General features: G+C 61.3%; 19 protein-coding genes. 5 read left to right on the top strand and 14 right to left on the bottom strand.

From position 1 onward, the window contains the following. Positions 1–30: 30 nt before the first annotated feature. The 5 genes from mobB to moaA all read right to left on the bottom strand — a co-directional run bounded on the left by mobB (position 31) and on the right by moaA (position 4557). Positions 31–546, bottom strand: a complete 516-nt coding sequence (gene mobB, locus ACIK7D_RS26610; RefSeq protein ID WP_080816891.1) for a molybdopterin-guanine dinucleotide biosynthesis protein B — start codon at positions 544–546, stop codon at positions 31–33. Then, positions 543–1169: a molybdenum cofactor guanylyltransferase MobA gene (gene mobA / locus ACIK7D_RS26605; protein ID WP_400158007.1), complete on the bottom strand. Its 627-nt coding sequence runs from the start codon at positions 1167–1169 to the stop codon at positions 543–545. Before mobA ends, mobB begins: the two co-directional genes overlap by 4 nt. Continuing rightward, positions 1166–2365, bottom strand: coding sequence for a multidrug effflux MFS transporter (locus ACIK7D_RS26600; protein ID WP_400158006.1), 1200 nt, complete (start codon positions 2363–2365; stop codon positions 1166–1168). Before ACIK7D_RS26600 ends, mobA begins: the two co-directional genes overlap by 4 nt. Before the next feature lies 1 nt (position 2366). Beyond that, positions 2367–3335: a DMT family transporter gene (locus tag ACIK7D_RS26595; protein ID WP_003522736.1), complete on the bottom strand. Its 969-nt coding sequence runs from the start codon at positions 3333–3335 to the stop codon at positions 2367–2369. Positions 3336–3507: 172 nt separating this feature from the next. Further along, positions 3508–4557 (bottom strand): GTP 3',8-cyclase MoaA, encoded by a 1050-nt coding sequence (moaA, locus tag ACIK7D_RS26590; RefSeq protein ID WP_262535435.1) that lies wholly within the window; start codon positions 4555–4557, stop codon positions 3508–3510. A 107-nt stretch (positions 4558–4664) separates the two neighbouring features. On the opposite strand from moaA, the gene ACIK7D_RS26585 reads away from it, so the two are divergent. From ACIK7D_RS26585 to ACIK7D_RS26575, 3 genes are all read left to right on the top strand, one after another. Continuing rightward, entirely contained in the window at positions 4665–5033 is a 369-nt protein-coding gene (locus tag ACIK7D_RS26585) for a gamma-butyrobetaine hydroxylase-like domain-containing protein (protein WP_003522738.1), read from the top strand. A 278-nt stretch (positions 5034–5311) separates the two neighbouring features. Next, positions 5312–7123, top strand: coding sequence for a monovalent cation:proton antiporter-2 (CPA2) family protein (locus ACIK7D_RS26580; protein WP_080816894.1), 1812 nt, complete (start codon positions 5312–5314; stop codon positions 7121–7123). 54 nt (positions 7124–7177) lie between these two features. Beyond that, the gene (locus tag ACIK7D_RS26575; RefSeq protein WP_400158005.1) at positions 7178–7786 is read left to right on the top strand and encodes a pyridoxamine 5'-phosphate oxidase family protein; all 609 of its coding nucleotides are present in this window, start codon (positions 7178–7180) and stop codon (positions 7784–7786) included. Between the two features lie 224 nt (positions 7787–8010). On the opposite strand, the gene ACIK7D_RS26570 is transcribed toward ACIK7D_RS26575, so the two are convergent. From ACIK7D_RS26570 to ACIK7D_RS26530, 9 genes are all read right to left on the bottom strand, one after another. Continuing rightward, the gene (locus ACIK7D_RS26570; protein WP_080816896.1) at positions 8011–9081 is read right to left on the bottom strand and encodes a GGDEF domain-containing protein; all 1071 of its coding nucleotides are present in this window, start codon (positions 9079–9081) and stop codon (positions 8011–8013) included. 494 nt (positions 9082–9575) lie between these two features. Continuing rightward, a complete protein-coding gene (gene glp / locus ACIK7D_RS26565) occupies positions 9576–10793 on the bottom strand; it encodes a gephyrin-like molybdotransferase Glp (RefSeq protein ID WP_400158004.1) in 1218 nt (405 codons plus the stop codon). Then, complete coding sequence (moaC, locus tag ACIK7D_RS26560; RefSeq protein ID WP_020809135.1) at positions 10794–11285, bottom strand: cyclic pyranopterin monophosphate synthase MoaC; 492 nt, start codon at positions 11283–11285, stop codon at positions 10794–10796. 7 nt (positions 11286–11292) lie between these two features. Then, complete coding sequence (gene trpC, locus ACIK7D_RS26555) at positions 11293–12108, bottom strand: indole-3-glycerol phosphate synthase TrpC (protein ID WP_400158003.1); 816 nt, start codon at positions 12106–12108, stop codon at positions 11293–11295. A 10-nt stretch (positions 12109–12118) separates the two neighbouring features. Beyond that, on the bottom strand, positions 12119–13132 hold the full coding sequence (trpD, locus tag ACIK7D_RS26550; protein ID WP_262535425.1) for an anthranilate phosphoribosyltransferase: 1014 nt from the start codon (positions 13130–13132) through the stop codon (positions 12119–12121). Positions 13133–13148: 16 nt separating this feature from the next. After that, the gene (locus ACIK7D_RS26545; protein WP_400158002.1) at positions 13149–15041 is read right to left on the bottom strand and encodes a peptidyl-prolyl cis-trans isomerase; all 1893 of its coding nucleotides are present in this window, start codon (positions 15039–15041) and stop codon (positions 13149–13151) included. A 13-nt stretch (positions 15042–15054) separates the two neighbouring features. Next, complete coding sequence (locus ACIK7D_RS26540) at positions 15055–15267, bottom strand: hypothetical protein (protein WP_162936548.1); 213 nt, start codon at positions 15265–15267, stop codon at positions 15055–15057. 32 nt (positions 15268–15299) lie between these two features. Beyond that, positions 15300–15434, bottom strand: a complete 135-nt coding sequence (locus tag ACIK7D_RS26535; protein ID WP_003522748.1) for a hypothetical protein — start codon at positions 15432–15434, stop codon at positions 15300–15302. A gap of 40 nt (positions 15435–15474) precedes the next feature. After that, the gene (locus tag ACIK7D_RS26530; RefSeq protein WP_003522749.1) at positions 15475–15654 is read right to left on the bottom strand and encodes a hypothetical protein; all 180 of its coding nucleotides are present in this window, start codon (positions 15652–15654) and stop codon (positions 15475–15477) included. Between the two features lie 436 nt (positions 15655–16090). On the opposite strand from ACIK7D_RS26530, the gene coaD reads away from it, so the two are divergent. Further along, positions 16091–16585 carry a pantetheine-phosphate adenylyltransferase gene (coaD, locus tag ACIK7D_RS26525; RefSeq protein WP_059760169.1) on the top strand — a complete coding sequence of 165 codons (495 nt, stop codon included), beginning with the start codon at positions 16091–16093 and terminating at the stop codon, positions 16583–16585. Between the two features lie 29 nt (positions 16586–16614). Continuing rightward, on the top strand, positions 16615–17184 hold the full coding sequence (locus ACIK7D_RS26520; RefSeq protein ID WP_400158001.1) for a peptidylprolyl isomerase: 570 nt from the start codon (positions 16615–16617) through the stop codon (positions 17182–17184). Positions 17185–17213: the final 29 nt, after the last annotated feature.

Genomic DNA, 17213 nt, shown 5'->3' with positions numbered 1-17213 from the left:
CAGCCCAAGTCACGTCGAGCCGCTACGTGTCTAACCCCTGACCAGACCCACCGTCTTCTCGATGAAATCGGCAATCGCGCCGGTATCGTCGAGATCGAAAACCGGTAGCGCCGTGTCCGTCACCGCGTGATCGGCGGCGATTGCGACGATATGCGGATCGAGCGGTGCAAGCGGTTCGGTCTTGGCGGCCTCCAGCCGGCGTGCTTCGATCTTCGGCACCGGCTCGTATTTGTAACCTTCGATCAGCACCAGATCGCAGGGGGCGAGGCGGGCGAGAATATCCTCGAAGGAGGGTTCCGGTTCGCCGCGCAATTCATGCATGATGGCGAAACGGGTGCCGGAAACGATGGTGACTTCATGTGCGCCGGCCTGCCGGTGACGCCAGCTATCCGCGCCGACCTTGTCGATATCGAAATCATGATGGGCGTGCTTGATGGTGGAGACGCGGTAGCCGCGCGCCGTCAGCTCGGTGACGATACGGACCGCAAGGCCGGTCTTGCCCGAGTTTTTCCAGCCGGCGATGCCGAAGACCTTTTGTGCTGTCATGATTCCAGGTTCTCCAGATAGCTGCGCGCCAGCGCCAGTTCATCCGGCGTGTTGATGTTGAAGAACGGATCGAGGCTGCCCTTTGCCGTTTCCAGCGGCGGGAAGGCCACGCCGATGGTGACATGCCGGGCGAGATAGGCGCGGATGCGCCGGTTCGCATCGTTCTTCAGCCACGCCTCGAGATCGTCGGCCAGCGCCAGCGGCCACAGCGCAAAAACCGGGTGAAGCTGGCCGCTGGAGGCGGCGATGACGATCGCATTGTCCGACAGGTGTTCGCAAAGCCGCGCCACGAGATCGTCCGGGAAAAACGGGCTGTCCGCAGGCGCCGTCAGGAAGTGGCTCACCGCATCCCCGCGGTGCTGGAAATGGCGCATGCCGGCCAGAATACCCGCGAGCGGTCCGGCATGGCCGTTCAGCGTATCGGGCAATAGCGGCAGGCCGAAACTCTCCGCCCAGCCATTGGCCGCGTTGATGGTGACATCTGAGACCTGCGGGGTGATGCGGCTGATGACATGGGAGATGAGGGGCGCATCGCCCAATTGCACCATCGCCTTGTTGCTGCCCATGCGCCGCGAAAGCCCGCCGGCGAGCACGAGACCGGGTATTTCGAAAGGGGCCGTCATTCCCGCTTTTCCTGCAGCCTTACGACATAGGTGGTGAGGAGGGCGACAAGGCCGGTCGCCAGCATCACCAGAAGAAGCGGCCAGGTTCCGTCCTCCCTGGACAGGACCGAGGAGGCGAGCACCGAGAGCGCTGCGCCGCCGCCGATGGTCATCGCGCCGCCGAGGCCGGAGGCGGAACCCGCCAGATGCGGCTGGACGCTGACCATGCCGGCATTGGCGCTTGGCAGCGTTACGCCGTTGCCGACACCGATCAAGGCGAGCGGGACGAAAAACGCATAGGCGCTTTCCGCCCCGGCGGAGATCAGCAGCATGGTCGTGGCGATGCCCGCAATGGCGATGACATTGCCCGACAGCATCATGCGGGTAATGCCGATTTCGCTGGCATAACGGCCGGAGATGAAGTTGCCGAGCATGTAACCGCTGGCCATGAAGAAGAATTGCAGGCCGAGCATGGCCGGCGCAAGCCCGTAAAGCACGCTGCCGACAAAGGGCGCACCGCCGAGGAAGGAGAAGAACATGCCCGATGAGAAGGTCGAGGTCAGCGCATAACCCCAGAATAGCGGCGAGCGCAGAAGTTCCGGCCAGGCGTGAAACTGCTGCGAAAAGCTCGCCGATTTATTGTGGTTGGTTTCGCCGAGATCGAACCAGGCGAGCACCAGAATGCCGACGCCGAGCAGGGCAAGGAGGGCGAAACTCGACTGCCAGCCGGAAATGTCGTTGAGCAGGCCGCCAACCGTCGGCCCCACCATCGGCACCACGGACATGCCCATGGTCACGTAGCCGATCATCGAGGCCGCCTGTTCCATCGGCACCATGTCGCGCACGATGGCGCGCGCCAGCACGAAGCCGGAAACGACGGCTGCCTGCGCAACGCGCCCCATCATGAAGACGGTGATATTGGGCGCGAGCATGCAGACGAGCGTTGCGACGATCATGATGGCGATGCTGGCCAGCATGACCGGGCGGCGTCCGAAGAGATCGGAAAGCGGGCCGATGATGAGCTGCAGGCAGGCGGTGGCGGCAAGATAACCCGAAACGGCAAATTGCATCACCGCGTAGTCGGTCTCGAAATAAACCGCCATGGCCGCAAGCGAGGGCAGGAACACATTCATGCACAGCGCCGCCACGCCGGCGATGACCACCAGCGTGATGATGTGGGGCGGGGTGGTCCTGTCCAGAAAACGGCCGCTGTTCATGTCATTCTCCCGCCTCTTCCGTAACGGCAGTTTTCGTTACGGAAGCCGGCCGTACCGTGGTCGCGGCGGTGGGTGTGGCGGCTGCGCGCTTGGCCATCTGCGAGCGCTTGCGCAGGCTTTCGCGATAGAAGGTATAAAGGCCCGAACCGATGACGATCATGGCGCCGACGATGGTGTAATTGTCGATCTTTTCGTTGAAGAAGAACACGCCGATCATGAAGCCCCAGAGCAGGCCGGTATAACGGAACGGCGCGACGAAGGAGATTTCGCCTGATCGCATCGACAGTATGATCGCCTGATAGCCGACGAGCACCAGAATGGCCGAAGCGGCCAGATGCGATACGATCATGAAGTTCATCGGTTGCCAGCCGCCGAAGGGCACGATCAGCAGGCCGCCCACCGCCATGTTGACGAAGGCGGTGATGACGGTGATGGCGAGCGAGGGCACATCGGCATACATTTTCCGGGTCAGCAGATCGCGCGCGGCGGTGACGGCGAGCGATGCGACGACCAGAAGCGCGCCCGGCGTGAAGCCTTCCGGGCCGGGCCTGATGATGACGAGCACGCCGATAAAACCGACGATTATCGCCACCCAGCGCCGCCAGCCCACGGGTTCGCGCAGGAACAGCGCCGCACCCAGCGTCACCACCAGGGGCAGGGACTGCAATATGGCCGAGGCATTGGAAAATTCGATGAGGCCGAGCGCCGTCAGATAGAGCACGGCCGCCGTCACCTCACAGAGACAGCGCAGGATGATGATGGGGCGCATGAGGGTTTTCAGCGGCCGGAGCGCGCCGAAATGGCGGGCGGCGATGTAGATCAGCACCACCGTCATGATGCCGCGGACGAACATGATCTGGCCGGTGTTGATATAGGGGGTGACGGATTTCGTCAGGGCGTCATTGGCCGTGAAGCTTGCCATGGCGAGCGCCATCAACAGGGCGCCGCGCGTATTGTCCGTCAATGCCATTCCAAAATATCCCAGACCATGCGCGGTTTTCCCGGCCGCCCTTTCGGGGGCGATTTGGGCCGCCTTTCCGGCGTCACCGCGCATTCCTCCATGTAAAGAGACGTGGCACGGCACAGCCGGCATTTCAACCGTTTATATGGGTGGGTGGACGAGAAACAGTGTCAGCCGTCGCTCAGCCGCCGGTCACGCTCATATGGCGGGAGACGGCAGGCCGGTTGTGGGTGCGGTCGATGATGAAATCATGCCCCTTCGGCTTGCGCAGAAGGGCTTCATCGATGGCGCTGGAAAGATAGGCGTCGCTGTCGGAGGCGCGCAGCGCGGTGCGCAGATCGGCGGCGTCATCCTGGCCCAGGCACATATAAAGCGTGCCGGTGCAGGTGAGGCGGACGCGGTTGCAGCTTTCGCAGAAATTATGCGTCATCGGCGTGATGAAGCCGAGCCGGCCACCGGTTTCCTTCACCGTCACGTAACGGGCGGGGCCGCCGGTCTGGTAATCGCTGTCGATGAGCGTGAAGCTCTTTTCGAGATCGGCGCGCAACTGCGAAAGCGGCAGGTAGCGGTCGGTCCGGTCTTCCTCGATCTCGCCCATCGGCATGGTTTCGATCACCGTCAGGTCCATGCCGCGACCGTGGGCGAAACGCATGAGATCGGGAATTTCGGCGTCGTTGAAGTCCTTCAGCGCCACCGCGTTGAGCTTGACCCTGATACCCGCGGCCTGGGCGGCGTCGAGCCCCTCCATGACACGGTCGAGATCGCCCCAGCGGGTGATGTGGCGGAATTTGTCGCGGTCGAGCGTGTCTAGCGAGACGTTGATGCGCTTGACACCGCAATCGGCCAGCTCATCAGCATATTTGGCAAGTTGCGAGCCATTGGTGGTCAGCGTCAATTCTTCCAGCGCGCCGGTGCGAATATGGCGGCCGAGGTTCCTTACCAGCGACATGATGTTCTTGCGCACCAGCGGCTCGCCGCCGGTGAGCCTGAGCTTGCGCACGCCGCGCGTGATGAAGACGGAACAGAGCCGATCAAGCTCTTCCAGCGTCAGAAGGTCTTTCTTCGGCAGGAAGGTCATGTGTTCGGACATGCAATAGGTGCAGCGGAAATCGCAACGGTCGGTGACGGAAACGCGCAGATAGGTGATGGCGCGGCCGAAGGGATCAATCATCGGTGCGTTGTTTTCCGTCAGGAATTGCGCTTTTTCAAGCGATCCGGGGAAACTGTTCACGTCTCCATCCTCATTGCGCGATGCGCCTTTCAAATGATGTAGTGGCTTGCCTATCGTGAGGCAAGTCCGTAATTCTGACGCATATTATAAGCTTACGGAAGTGAAAAATGAGCGATGCCTGGCCGACCGAGCTGCTTGTGTCGAAAGACCGGCGCGAATTGACCGTTTCCTTCGATGATGGAAGCGTTTACCGGCTTCAGGCCGAGATGCTGCGCGTGCTTTCGCCCTCGGCCGAGGTGCAGGGCCATGGGCCGGGACAAAAGGTCACGGTGCCCGGCAAACGCGATGTTACCATCCGTTCCATGGTGGCCACCGGCAATTATGCGGTTCGCATCGTTTTCGACGATGGCCACGATAGCGGCATCTACACCTGGAAATATCTGAAGGAACTGGGTGAGACCGGGGATGCGCTGTTTGCGGATTATGAGCGGCAGCTCGCCGAAAAGGGCTTGAGCAGGGAACCGCGATACCGGTAGAGAAAACAGCGAGGGAGACGCCCTCGTGAGAATGATGGCAAAGGGGTTGAAGAACTGCTGCGTTTGACAACGTTGTTGCATTCGCGCTTCGTCACCCCGGACTTGATCCGGGGTCCAGCGCGATCAAGTCCTTGATCGCGGGAGAGTCCTTTCACGGCGCAGACGCGCCGTGGCTGGATCCCGGATCCAGTCCGGCATGACGGAGGAAATGTTCTTGCGCGTTGCCGATAATCGGACGAGGGCAAAGCTCTTGTCTCACTATTTAAACGGGGTGGCGTGTGGCTGTAGAAGCGAACGGAAATGATCTGGCCCAGGTGGTCGTACTGCTGGCGGCGGGCGTTGTCGCCGCGCCGATCTTCAAGCGCATCGGTCTCGGTTCGGTGCTCGGCTATCTGGCCGCCGGTCTGGTGATCGGGCCTTACGGTCTCGGTTTTTTCTCCGATTCGCAGGCCATTCTGCATATAGCGGAACTCGGCGTGGTGATGTTCCTGTTCATCATCGGCCTTGAAATGCAGCCGTCGCGGCTGTGGTCGATGCGGCAGGATATTTTCGGGCTGGGTGCGCTGCAGGTGCTGGTCTGCATGGCGGGCCTGACATTGATCGGGGTCGGTCTCGGTTTTCCCGTCATCATGTCCTTCGTCGCCGGCACCGGTTTCGTGCTGACGTCGACGGCGATCGTCATGCAGATGCTGCAGGAGCGCAACAGCATGTCGAGCCTGAAAGGCCAGCGCATCATCGCCATCCTGCTGTTCGAGGATCTGGCCATCGTGCCGCTGCTCGCGCTTGTCGCCTTCCTCGGTTCGGGCGGCGAACATGTGACGGCGTCGGAGCGCTGGGCTTCCGTCGGTATTGCGCTTGCCGCCGTCGGTGCGCTCATCCTCGCCGGGCGTTATCTTCTCAACCCGTTCTTTCGCCTGCTCGCGGCTTCCGGCGCGCGGGAGGTGATGACGGCCGCGGCGCTGCTGGTGGTGCTGGGTTCGGCGCTTCTGATGCAGGTCAGCGGCCTTTCCATGGCCATGGGCGCCTTTCTTGCCGGCGTGCTGCTGTCGGAATCCTCCTTCCGCCATCAGCTGGAAGCGGATATCGAGCCGTTTCGCGGCATTCTGCTCGGCCTGTTTTTCCTCGGTGTCGGCATGGCGATCGATCTTGCCGTCATCGCCTCCAACTGGCAGCTCGTGGTCATCAGCGTCGCGGGCTACATGCTGCTCAAGGCCTTCCTGATCTATGGCGTGGCGCGGGCGCTCGGCACCACCCGGCGCGAAAGCCTGGAACGGGCGGTGCTGATGGCGCAGGGCGGCGAATTCGCCTTCGTGCTCTATTCGGCCGCCGTCAGCGCCGGCATTCTCGACCGGGAGGCGAACGCCATACTGACGGCGACAATCATCATCTCCATGGTGCTGACGCCGCTGATGGTCATTCTGCATGACCGGCTGGTGCCGGCGGCGGTTCCCAATACCGACGATCTCGACGTACCTGAAAATGTCGAGGGCAGCATTCTGCTGATCGGTTTCGGCCGTTTCGGCCAGATCGTCAGCCAGCCGCTTCTGGCGCGGGGCTACACGCTGTCGCTGATCGACAAGGATGCCGACTTCGTACGCGATGCGGCGGAATTCGGTTTCAAGGTCTATTATGGCGACGGTTCGCGGGCGGAAATCCTGCATGCTGCCGGCGCGAGCACGGCGCGTGCCGTGCTTATCTGTGTCGATGACAAGGAGGCGGCCGTCAGGATCGCGGAAATCGTCAAGCACGAATTCCCGCTGGTTCCGGTTCTCGCCCGCGCTTACGACCGCGGCCACGCGATCGATCTGCTGAAGGCCGGCGTCGATTACCAGATCCGCGAAACGCTGGAATCGGCGCTGAATTTCAGCGAGGAAGTGCTGGGCGCCATGGGCGAGGAGCGGGAAGACGCCGCGCGTCTGGTGGAAGAATTCCGCGACCGCGACGAGGAACGTTTCGCCATGGAAGTCGTCGGCGGCATTTATGCCGGCCGTTCGCTGATCCGTGGCAACGCCCAGCCTGCCGACCTCGTTGCCGCCCGCACCGCGCGCGAGCGGGCCGAGCGGGAAAAGGCGGAAGCCGCAGAGGAATAGGACGCCCCGGTCTTTCGGCGGCGACAGAGGGAATTGGCAGGGATAGGAACGGACATGACGATCATTCGCACGGTTGAGGAATTGAAGGCCATCTATGACAGCACGAGCGAGGCATCGATCGCCAAGGTGACAGCCACGCTGACGGCCGAATACCGGCTGATGATCGAGACTTCGCCCTTCCTGGCGCTGGCGACGGTCGGGCCGGAAGGCATGGACTGTTCGCCGCGCGGCGACAAGGGCGGCGTGGTCCGGGTGGCCGATGAGAGGACCGTGCTTCTGCCGGACTGGCGCGGCAATAACCGTGTCGATTCGCTTCTGAACATCGTGCGCGATCCGCGCGTGGCGCTGATGTTCCTGATACCCGGCTCGAATACGACGATGCGCATCAACGGCCGCGCCGTGGTCTCCGTCGATCTCGACCTGCTGGAAAGCTTCGAGATGGATGGTAAACATCCGCGCACCGTCATCGTGGTGACAATCGATGAAGTTTATTTCCAGTGCGCACGGGCGCTGATGCGCTCGGAACTGTGGAACCCCGATAATTTCGTCGATCCGGCCTCGCTTCCGACACCCGGTCTTCTGCTCAAGGCGGCTAAAGCCGAATTCGATCAGGAGACCTATGACCGGGAATGGGCGGCGAGGGCGGCGAAGACCATGTGGTGAGGCGCAGTAACGACCGACCATCGGGCCGCTGAGGCAATCCTCGCAAGGCTTACGCCATTGGCGAAAGCGGAGCGTCTCACTCCGTCACCCCGGACTGGATCCGGGGTCTAGCGCGATCAAATCCTTGATCGCGAGAGACTTTTTCACGGCGCAGACGCACCGTGACTGGATGCCGGATCAAGTCCGGCATGACGGGGGAGATAGTGGCGCGCACACCACCATCCTCACGTCCGATAAATCAGCCAGTTCTTGCCGGTATAGTTCTTCTGCATGCCGTCCTCGTAATAGACGGAGCGGTTTCGGCCGGTTTCCTTGGCATGGTAGAGCGCGGTGTCGGCATGGCCGTAAAGCTCGCTCGGGTTGGTGGCCTGCGCGGCGGAAGCGAAGCCGAGGGAGATCGTCACCGTGCCGTAGTCGGCGCCCGATCTCGAATTGCGGAAGGGCGTGCTTTCCAGCGACAGGCGGATGCGCTCGCACATCACCATCACCTCTTCCGGCGTATTGCCGTCCAGAATGATGGCGAATTCCTCGCCGCCGCTTCTGGCGACAAAACCATCCTTGCGGACATTGGCGCGGATGACCGAGGCGACGGTGGCGAGAATCTTGTCGCCGACCGGATGGCCGAAAGTGTCGTTGATCCGCTTGAAATGATCGATATCGAGCAGGACGAGCGTGGTATATTGCAGGCCGATGGAGCTGTCATAGACGGATGCCAGCCGGTCGTCGAAGGCGCGCCGGTTGGACAGGCGCGTCAGCGAATCCGTATTGGCGATGCGCTTGTACTCATCCAGCTCCAGACGCACCTGGTGCATTTCCTCGGCATGGCGGTTGACATCATTGAAGGCCTTTTCGCCGTCGATGATCTTCGAGCCGGTGGCCTCGGCCAGCAGCAAAATTGCATTCCTCAGAATATTGCTGCTGGCGGCGTTCTTGTCATCGATGCGCTGGCGCGTTTCGCCGAGAATCCTGTTGTAGTTTTCGATGGAGGATTGTTCGCGCCTCAGCGTGCCCAGAAGACCCTCCAGTTCGCGCCTGAGCTTCTCATGCGCATCGTCGATGGACCGGGCGGGATTGCCTTCCCCGTAACGTGAGGACAGCTCGTCCAGATCCTCCTGCGTGACCCGGTTTCCAAGCGCGGCCAGATCCTTCGTCAGGGCAGGGTTCGAACCGATATAGGCTTCGTAAAAGAGGCTGTAGTTACGCGGGATCGGCGAAACACCCATGCTCCGCATGGCATAGGCAATCTGCCCGGCAATGTCGGGCCCCGTGGTTTTGGGCGTGGATGCCGTGTTCATCAAGAAACTCCAGTGAGTCTGCTTATCGACTATGATTATTATTATGAAGCTCGTTTTGGAAAGCTTAATTTATGGGAAACTAATTTTTGTGCCCGGAAACTTCATTTTTGTCACTTTTTATTTTATTTAATTGATAAATATAAGTAATTTTTATTTTGAAGAATTCCGGAATTTTTTCCCTCTACTATTCGCCTTGGTGACAGCATCGCATTTATTCTGTCAATCCCAATAACGGGATTCGTGTGATTTATTTTGGCACAACAATATGGAGAAATAATCCCTGGGCGGAAAGGCGCGGTGGTTTTTGAATTCGTGGAAATCCTGCCTATAGGCGGTTTTTTTTGTCATTCGTGCCGGGATACAGGAATGTTACAGTCTTATCTTCGGTTTCTGTGCCATGCGGCACGCGGCAGCGCCGTTTTGTGACGGCGCGGCAACCATTCGGTGGGGTTCAGGAAGAGGTCAGTTATGCTGCCGGCCGCATCGCCTGCGTGTCAGGGTTTCAGCCTGATGACCGGGCATTCCGCCCCGGCCGCCGCCGCCGGCGCATTTGGCGGGCGCACGATCAGCCCGTCGGAATGGGCCAATATCTTCATCATCGATGAATCCTGCTTCGCATGGGCTTCCGCCACCAGCAGGCCGTTTTCGTCCGTGCTGAAACGGGCGCGCAGATAATCCTGCCGGTGATCATTCGCTTTCAACAGCGTGGCGGTGCGGGCGGTGGCCGTGCGTTGCAGCGGCGCGCGGCGGGCGATGCTGCGGAGCAGCGGTTCGAGGAACAGCAGGCCGCAGACGAGGCTGGCAACCGGGTTTCCGGGCAGGCCCAGAACCTGCATGGCGCCGATGGACCCGACCATCAGCGGTTTCCCCGGACGCATGGCGATGCGCCAGAAATCGAGCTGCATGCCCTCCGCCTTCAAGGCAGCCTGCACGAGGTCGTGGTCGCCGACGGAGGCGCCGCCGAGCGTCACCAGCACATCGACCTTCGCCGCAACGGCCTTGCCGATGGCGGCGCGGATCAGCCTGTCATCATCGGCGATGATGCCGAGATCGAGAACGTCCGCACCTGCCTGCCGGGCGAGGGCTGCGACGCCGAAGGTGTTGGAGGCGATGATCTGCGCGGGCTGCGGCGCGCTTCCCGGCGGCAGCAACTCGTCGCCGGTGGCGAGGATGGCGATGCGCGGCCTGCGATAGACAGTGAGCGCGGCATGGTTCATCGCTGCCGCGAGCGTCAGGTCGGTGAAACCGAGTTCCCGCCCGGCCTTCAGGGCCGCTTCGCCTTCGGTAAAGTCCTGTCCGCGCGGGCGGATATGTCGCCCCGCGGTGACGTCGAAGGCGGTGCGGATTTTTCCGCCCTCCAGCACTTCGGCATCTTCCTGAATGAGAATGGTATCCGCACCCAGCGGCACGGGCGCGCCGGTGAAGATGCGCACGGCCTGGCCTTCACCCACCGTGCCGGTAAAGGCATGGCCGGCGGCGGCCTGACCGATGACGGTGAGGACCGAGCCGATCGCCGCCGCATCGGCGCTGCGCAGCGCATAACCGTCCATGGCCGAGGCATCGAAGGGCGGCTGGGTGAGGCGTGCAATGAGATCGGCCGAGAGAACCCGGCCATCGCATTCGGCGAGCGGCAGGGTTTCGCTTTCGGTCACCGGAACCGCTGCTTCCAGAAGGCGTCTTATGGCCTCATCCACGGGCAGCAGCGGTTTCATTCAAGTCTCCTGTCGCCGGAAATCGCCGGATTTGCCGCCGCTCTTTTCGAGAAGGCGGATATTGACGATTTCCATCGCCTTGTCGGCGGCCTTGGCCATGTCGTAGATCGTCAGGCAGGCGATGGAGACGGCAGTCAGTGCTTCCATCTCCACGCCGGTCTTGCCGGACAGTTTTACCAGCGCTTCAACCCGCAGGCCGGGCAGGGCGGCGTCTTCGGCAATGTCCACCGCCACCTTTGTCAGCATCAGCGGATGGCAGAGCGGGATAAGATTTGCCGTTTGTTTGGCGGCCATGATGCCGGCGAGGCGTGCGGTGCCGATGACATCGCCCTTCTTGGCATTACCCTCGCGGATGAGCGCCAGCGTTTCCGGCTTCATCTTCACGAAGCCTTCGGCGACGGCGACACGGACGGTCTCGGCCTTGTCGCCGACATCGACCATATGCGCCTCGCCGCCAGCATCGATATGGGTGAGCTTTCCAGCCTCGCTCATCGCTGCATCATTCCGCTGCCAGAATGCCGGATTTGCCGGTCAGAAGGGCTTTGGTGGCCGCCGTCACATCGTCCTTGCGCATCAGGCTTTCGCCGACGAGGAAGGTGCCGATGCCGCTTTTTTCGAGACGCTGGCAATCCTCGAAGGTGAAGATGCCGCTTTCGCCGACCAGCAGCTTTTCCGCCGGCACGAGGCCCGCCAGCTTCTCGCTGGTTTCGAGGCTGACTTCGAAGGTGCGCAGGTTGCGGTTGTTGATGCCGAGAAGCGGCGAGGAGAGCTTCAGCGCCCGTTCCGTCTCTTCCTCATCATGCACTTCCACCAGCACATCCATGCCGAGCGCGAAAGCCTCGTCTTCAAGGCGTTTCGCCTCGTCGTCGGAAAGCGAGGCCATGATGAGGAGAATGCAGTCCGCGCCCCAGGCGCGGGCCTCATGCACCTGATAAGTCTCGAACATGAAATCCTTGCGCAGCGCCGGCAGGGCGCAGGCATTGCGGGCGGCGGTCAGGAATTCAGGCGCGCCCTGAAAGCTTGGGCTATCCGTCAGCACCGAAAGACAGGCGGCGCCGCCGGCTTCATAGGCGGCCGCCAGCGCCGGCGGATCGAAATCCGGACGGATGAGGCCCTTGGAGGGGCTGGCCTTCTTGATTTCGGCGATCAGGCCGAACTTGCCTTCGGCCTGCTTTGCCCGGAGCGCCCTGTAGAAACCGCGCGGCGCACTCTGGTCTGCGGCCATGGCCTTCAGATCGGCCAGCGAAACCTTCGCCTTGGCGGCGGCGATTTCCTCGCGCTTGTAAATCTCGATCTTTTTCAGAATGTCGCTCATGAGCTCGCTCTCATTCTTCGTTGGACACGGCAACCAGACGGTCGAGTGCGGCTGCGGCCTTGCCGCTGTCCAGCGCCTCGCTGACGATCGCCATCGCCTGAGACAGTGTTTCCGCCTTGCCGGCGATAACCAGCGCTGCGGCCGCGTTGCACAGCGACACGTCGCGATAGGCGTTGCGCTTGCCGGACAGAACCTCGCGCAGCGCCGCCGCATTGGCAATGCCGTCGCCGCCCTTCAGATCTTCCATGGAAGCGGGCTCGACACCGAAATCCTTCGGCGTCAGGTCGAAGGTGCGGATCTTGCCATTTTCCAGTGCCGCGACATGGGTAACGCCCGTGGTCGTCACCTCGTCCATGCCGTCGCCATGCACGACCCAGATGCTTTCCGAACCCAGATCGCGCAGCACTTCGGCAAGCGGCACCAGCCAGCGCGGCGAAAAGACGCCGAGCAGTTGCCGCTTGGCGCCGGCCGGGTTGGAGAGGGGGCCGAGCAGGTTGAAAATCGTGCGCGTGCCGAGTTCGACGCGGCTTGGGCCGACATGGCGCATGGCCGAATGGTGAAGCTGCGCGAACATGAAACCGAGACCCGCCTCGCTGATGCAGCGGGCGATGAGTTCCGGACCGATATCGAGCTTCACGCCGAGCGCCGAGAGCGCATCCGCCGTGCCTGATTTGGAGCTCAGCGCCCGGTTGCCATGCTTGGCGACCGGCAGGCCGGTGCCGGCGACGATGATCGAGGCGAGCGTCGAGATATTATAGGTGCCGATACCGTCACCGCCGGTGCCGACGATATCGATGGCATTGGCGGGGGCCGAAACCGGCAGCATGCGGGAACGCATGGAGGAGACGGCGCCGACGATTTCGTCCACCGTTTCGCCGCGCACGCGCAGCGCCATCAGGAAACCGCCGATCTGCGACGGCGTGGCTTCGCCCGACATCAGAATGTCGAAAGCCGCCCGCGATTCCTCGCGGTTCAGGCTTTCTCCATTTGCGACCTTGGCGATCAGCGGCTTCAGTTCGGCCATCTTGTCGCCCCCCGGGTTAGAAGCCGACCATCGCCTGATCGGCGAGGGCCTGATTGATGGTGACACCATAGTCATTCTGCAGGCGGTTGACCATCTGGTCCAGCATGTCGTCGCCGGCCGCGCGGGCGATGGCGGCGAACTGCTGGTCGTCATTGGCGAGCGCGTCGGCAGGCGCATTGGTGTCGACCGAGGTGACCTTGAAGAGGATACGGCTGGAACCGTCGGCATCAGCCGCCGTACCCACCTTGCCCTCCGCGCCGGAGAAGACCGCCGCGATCGTCTGCTGGCCGAAAATAGCGTCTTCGCTGTTGCGGCGCAGGCCGGATTTCTGTTCGACGGCAAGGCTCAGCTCACCGGCCACGGCTTCCAGCGTGTCGCCCTTTTCGACGCGCGCCTTCAGTTCCTCGGCCTTGGCGGCAAGCGCGTTGCGCTGCTGCTCGGCCGTCCAGTCGGCCACGACATCGTCGCGAACTTCGGCAAGCGTGCGGTCGCGGGCGGCGATGATCTGGTCGACATCGAACCAGATGTAGCCTTCACGGCCGAGATTGATCGGCAGCGCTTCCGTGCCGGGTTCGGTCTTGAAGACCTCCTGCGCCAGCTGCGGGGAGGGCAGACCCGCTACCGCATCGCCCTTTTCATCGAGGCCGGAAGCGTCGATGGCGGCGATGGTGACGGGTTTCAGGTTCAGCTGCGTTGCCGCATCGGCGAGCGAGGAACCGCCGGCGCGCAGATCCTCGTAACGGTCGTGAACATTGGTGATTTCTTCCGCAGCGGCGGCGGTTGCGAGGTCCTTGCGGATATCTTCCTTCGCCTCCTCCAGCGTGCGGGTCGTTTCCGGCTTGATGCCGGTGACGCGCAGGAGAACCGGGCCGAAGGAACCCTGGACCACCGGCGATACGCCGCCATCCTTCTGGATGGCGAAAGCGGCGTCGGCAATCGACTGGTCGGGGATGGTATCCCTGGTGAATTCGCCGAGGGTCACGTCGGAAGCGGTCTTGCCCTGATCCTTCACCACCTGGTCATAGGTGGTGTTGCCGAGGCGGATTTGCTCAGCGGCGGCCTCTGCCATTTCCTTTTCAGGGAAGGTCAGCTGCTCCACCGTGCGACGGCCGGCGGTGCGGAAGCTGTCCTTGTGGCTGTTATAATAATCGGCGATCTGGGCGTCGGTGACGGCGGCCTGATCGGCGATATCGGACGGCTCAAGCTTCACATAGGTGAACTTGCGGAACTCGGGCGCGCGATATTTCGTCTTGTTGGTTTCGAACCAGGGGGCAAGCACGTCGTCGCCCGGCGCCTTGACCGGCGGAATGACGGCGTTCGAAAGAATGACGTAATCGACGGCGCGCTGCTCGTTGCGATATTGCTTCAGCGCATCCACCAGCACCTGCGGCGCGGCAAAACCGTCGGAAACGGCTTCGACGATCTGGCTGCGGACGGCGACCTTGCTGCGTTCCTTGATATAGTCATCCTCGCGGAAGCCGGAATTGCGCAGACGCTCGCTGAAGAGATTGCGGTCGAACTGGCCGTTGACCGACTTGAAGGCCGGGTCTTCGGCAATGAGGTTGGCGAGGCGGTTTTCCGAAAGGCCGAGATTCATCTTCGAGGCCAGCTCGTCAAGCGCTGCACCGGCCGCAAGCTGGCTGAAGACCTGACGGTCGATGCCGAAGGCCTTGGCCTGTTCGGTCGTCAGCCTTGTGCCGAACTGGCGGCTGAGATCGGAAATCTGGCGCTGATAGGCGAGGCGGAATTCCTCGGGACTGACCGTCTGGTCGCCCACCGTCATGACGGCGTGGGAATTGGCGGTGACAAGCGATGCGGAAACGCCCCAGATGCCAAAAGAGACAACAAGCAGGAGAAGCAGCAGCTTGGCTGCCATGGTTCGAGAAGCATTTCTCAGGGAATCGAGCATCGTTATGCAAACCTCACAGGAACGTCATCGCGGTCGCCGGCTGTCCGGCCCGCAACGTATCGGCGTTCCTTAAATCAATCCAAACGGAAATTGAAGGGAATTTGCCTTGGAAAAACGGGGTTTTGAAAACGCTTGTGTGATTGGAGGCGGGATTTTCCACCATCGTCTTTGCCGCGAGGCGCAAAATAAAACCGCCCGGAAGGTCCAGGCGGTTGAAAAGAATCACTTTTAAGCGGCCGTCTGCCCGGCCCGTCGCGCTCAGAAGGCGCGGTCGCGCCGGATCATCGCCTTGAATTCCTCGTCCTCACGTCGCATCTCGGCGACCACGGAGACCATTGATGTCACGAACATAACGCTGATCAGGGCAAGAAGCATTGTCAGAAATGTGAACATGATATCGTCTCCGGGAGTTTCGAGGAAATTCTCTCCGCTATCAGTAATAATTCATATACTGATAACGGGCGGTCAGCTGCGGATAGTCCGGTCCCAGCTTTTCAGGCTTCTGTTCATAAAGGCTAAACGTGGTTGCTACCATTGCGATAACCAGTACTGTCCAGGCTGTGCTGATGACGCTGATTTTCGCCGAAGTAGACTGTTTTTCTCTTATAAACATCTGTCCGTTCCTTTGGTTCTTTCTTAACGCGCCATGTCTCAACATGTTCCGCGTCAACCGTAAAAATCGATTAGCATCGCGCCTGTGAAACTTCCTTGAATGGCTCGTTCATCTGGCGTTCAGGAAACTGGCTGATGTCGTCATTCGAGAAAAAGATACTCGGCAGCGAATGATGCGATGATCGAAAGGACGATCATGAAGGCCAGCATTTTCAATTCTCCGGATGCTTAACGAGTGAGGGGCGTTTCGGTTTCCCGATGTTGTGCATTTAAACAAAATAGCTCTGAAACCGCACTGAACGGCCCATTCATCCGGGGTTCACGCCGCAGCCGCGCTTGTGAGGGGTGGTTATAAAGTCTTGCGCCGCGTGCCTCTCCATGACAAAAGGCGGCACATATGCTGAAGCGTCGAGACGCGCCCACCACCTGAGAGCGATATGACGATTGCCTTTTATCCAGGATCCTTCGATCCGATGACCAACGGACATCTGGATGTGCTTATTCAGGCGCTGAACGTGGCGTCGAAAGTCATCGTCGCCGTCGGCATTCATCCCGGAAAAGCGCCGCTGTTCAGCTTCGAGGAGCGAGCAGGGCTGATAAAGCGGGCGCTTGCCGAACATCTGCCGGGCGAAGCTGCGCGCATGGAAGTCGTCTCCTTCGATAATCTTGTCGTCGATGCCGCCCGCCAGCACGGCGCGCGCCTTCTGCTGCGCGGCCTGCGCGACGGCACCGATCTCGATTATGAAATGCAGATGGCCGGCATGAACCGCCAGATGGCGCCCGATATCCAGACCGTATTCCTGCCCGCCGGCACCTCGTCGCGACCCATTACAGCCACATTGGTCCGGCAGATCGCCGCCATGGGCGGCAATGTCGACGCCTTCGTGCCGAAAGCCGTGCTTGAAGCCCTCAACGCCAAGCTGAAGCGCTGACTTCAGCCCCACATTCTGGAGCCAATCCGATGAAACTCGTTCGATTTGCCTTTGCCGGCGCCATGTTTGCAGGCGCTCTCGCCGCCAGCACCTTCGCTTCCGCCGCCGAACTTCTCACCGTCCAGCTGAAGGACGGTCCCGTCGTCATCGAGCTGATGCCGGAAGTCGCGCCCAAGCACGTGGCGCAGATCGAGGCGCTGGCCAAGAAGGGCGCTTATGACAATGTCGCCTTCCACCGCGTCATCGACGGTTTCATGGCGCAGACCGGCGACGTGCAGTATGGCAACATGGAAAAGAGCTTCAACGCCCAGCGTGCGGGTACGGGCGGTTCCGACCTGCCGGATATTCCGGCCGAATTCTCCAAGGTTCCCTTCACGCGCGGCGTGGTCGGCATGGCCCGCTCGCAGGATCCGAATTCCGCCAACTCGCAGTTCTTCATCATGTTTGCCGACGGTCCGTTCCTGAACGGTCAATATACCGTGGTCGGCAAGGTCGTGTCCGGCATGGAAGCCGTGGACAAGATCAAGCGTGGCGCCGGCGGTAACGGCGAAGTTTCCAACCCCGACCGGATGATCAAGGTCACCGTCGGCAAGAAGTAAGGTAGGGCAATAGAGCCCGAACAGAGGAG

The sequence above is a fragment of the Agrobacterium sp. P15N1-A genome (assembly GCF_044626815.1).
Classification (GTDB): domain Bacteria; phylum Pseudomonadota; class Alphaproteobacteria; order Rhizobiales; family Rhizobiaceae; genus Agrobacterium; species Agrobacterium leguminum.
This window is presented reverse-complemented; position numbering and strand designations above follow the sequence as displayed.

What these genes read in the sequence shown, in the direction of transcription:
- mobB (WP_080816891.1), bottom strand. Translation starts at nt 546, where the DNA reads ATGACAGCACAAAAGGTCTTCGGCATCGCCGGCTGGAAAAACTCGGGC.
- mobA (WP_400158007.1), bottom strand. Translation starts at nt 1,169, where the DNA reads ATGACGGCCCCTTTCGAAATACCCGGTCTCGTGCTCGCCGGCGGGCTT.
- ACIK7D_RS26600 (WP_400158006.1), bottom strand. Translation starts at nt 2,365, where the DNA reads ATGAACAGCGGCCGTTTTCTGGACAGGACCACCCCGCCCCACATCATC.
- ACIK7D_RS26595 (WP_003522736.1), bottom strand. Translation starts at nt 3,335, where the DNA reads ATGGCATTGACGGACAATACGCGCGGCGCCCTGTTGATGGCGCTCGCC.
- ACIK7D_RS26585 (WP_003522738.1), top strand. Translation starts at nt 4,665, where the DNA reads ATGAGCGATGCCTGGCCGACCGAGCTGCTTGTGTCGAAAGACCGGCGC.
- ACIK7D_RS26575 (WP_400158005.1), top strand. Translation starts at nt 7,178, where the DNA reads ATGACGATCATTCGCACGGTTGAGGAATTGAAGGCCATCTATGACAGC.
- ACIK7D_RS26570 (WP_080816896.1), bottom strand. Translation starts at nt 9,081, where the DNA reads ATGAACACGGCATCCACGCCCAAAACCACGGGGCCCGACATTGCCGGG.
- glp (WP_400158004.1), bottom strand. Translation starts at nt 10,793, where the DNA reads ATGAAACCGCTGCTGCCCGTGGATGAGGCCATAAGACGCCTTCTGGAA.
- moaC (WP_020809135.1), bottom strand. Translation starts at nt 11,285, where the DNA reads ATGAGCGAGGCTGGAAAGCTCACCCATATCGATGCTGGCGGCGAGGCG.
- trpC (WP_400158003.1), bottom strand. Translation starts at nt 12,108, where the DNA reads ATGAGCGACATTCTGAAAAAGATCGAGATTTACAAGCGCGAGGAAATC.
- trpD (WP_262535425.1), bottom strand. Translation starts at nt 13,132, where the DNA reads ATGGCCGAACTGAAGCCGCTGATCGCCAAGGTCGCAAATGGAGAAAGC.
- ACIK7D_RS26545 (WP_400158002.1), bottom strand. Translation starts at nt 15,041, where the DNA reads ATGCTCGATTCCCTGAGAAATGCTTCTCGAACCATGGCAGCCAAGCTG.
- ACIK7D_RS26535 (WP_003522748.1), bottom strand. Translation starts at nt 15,434, where the DNA reads ATGTTCACATTTCTGACAATGCTTCTTGCCCTGATCAGCGTTATGTTC.
- ACIK7D_RS26530 (WP_003522749.1), bottom strand. Translation starts at nt 15,654, where the DNA reads ATGTTTATAAGAGAAAAACAGTCTACTTCGGCGAAAATCAGCGTCATC.
- coaD (WP_059760169.1), top strand. Translation starts at nt 16,091, where the DNA reads ATGACGATTGCCTTTTATCCAGGATCCTTCGATCCGATGACCAACGGA.
- ACIK7D_RS26520 (WP_400158001.1), top strand. Translation starts at nt 16,615, where the DNA reads ATGAAACTCGTTCGATTTGCCTTTGCCGGCGCCATGTTTGCAGGCGCT.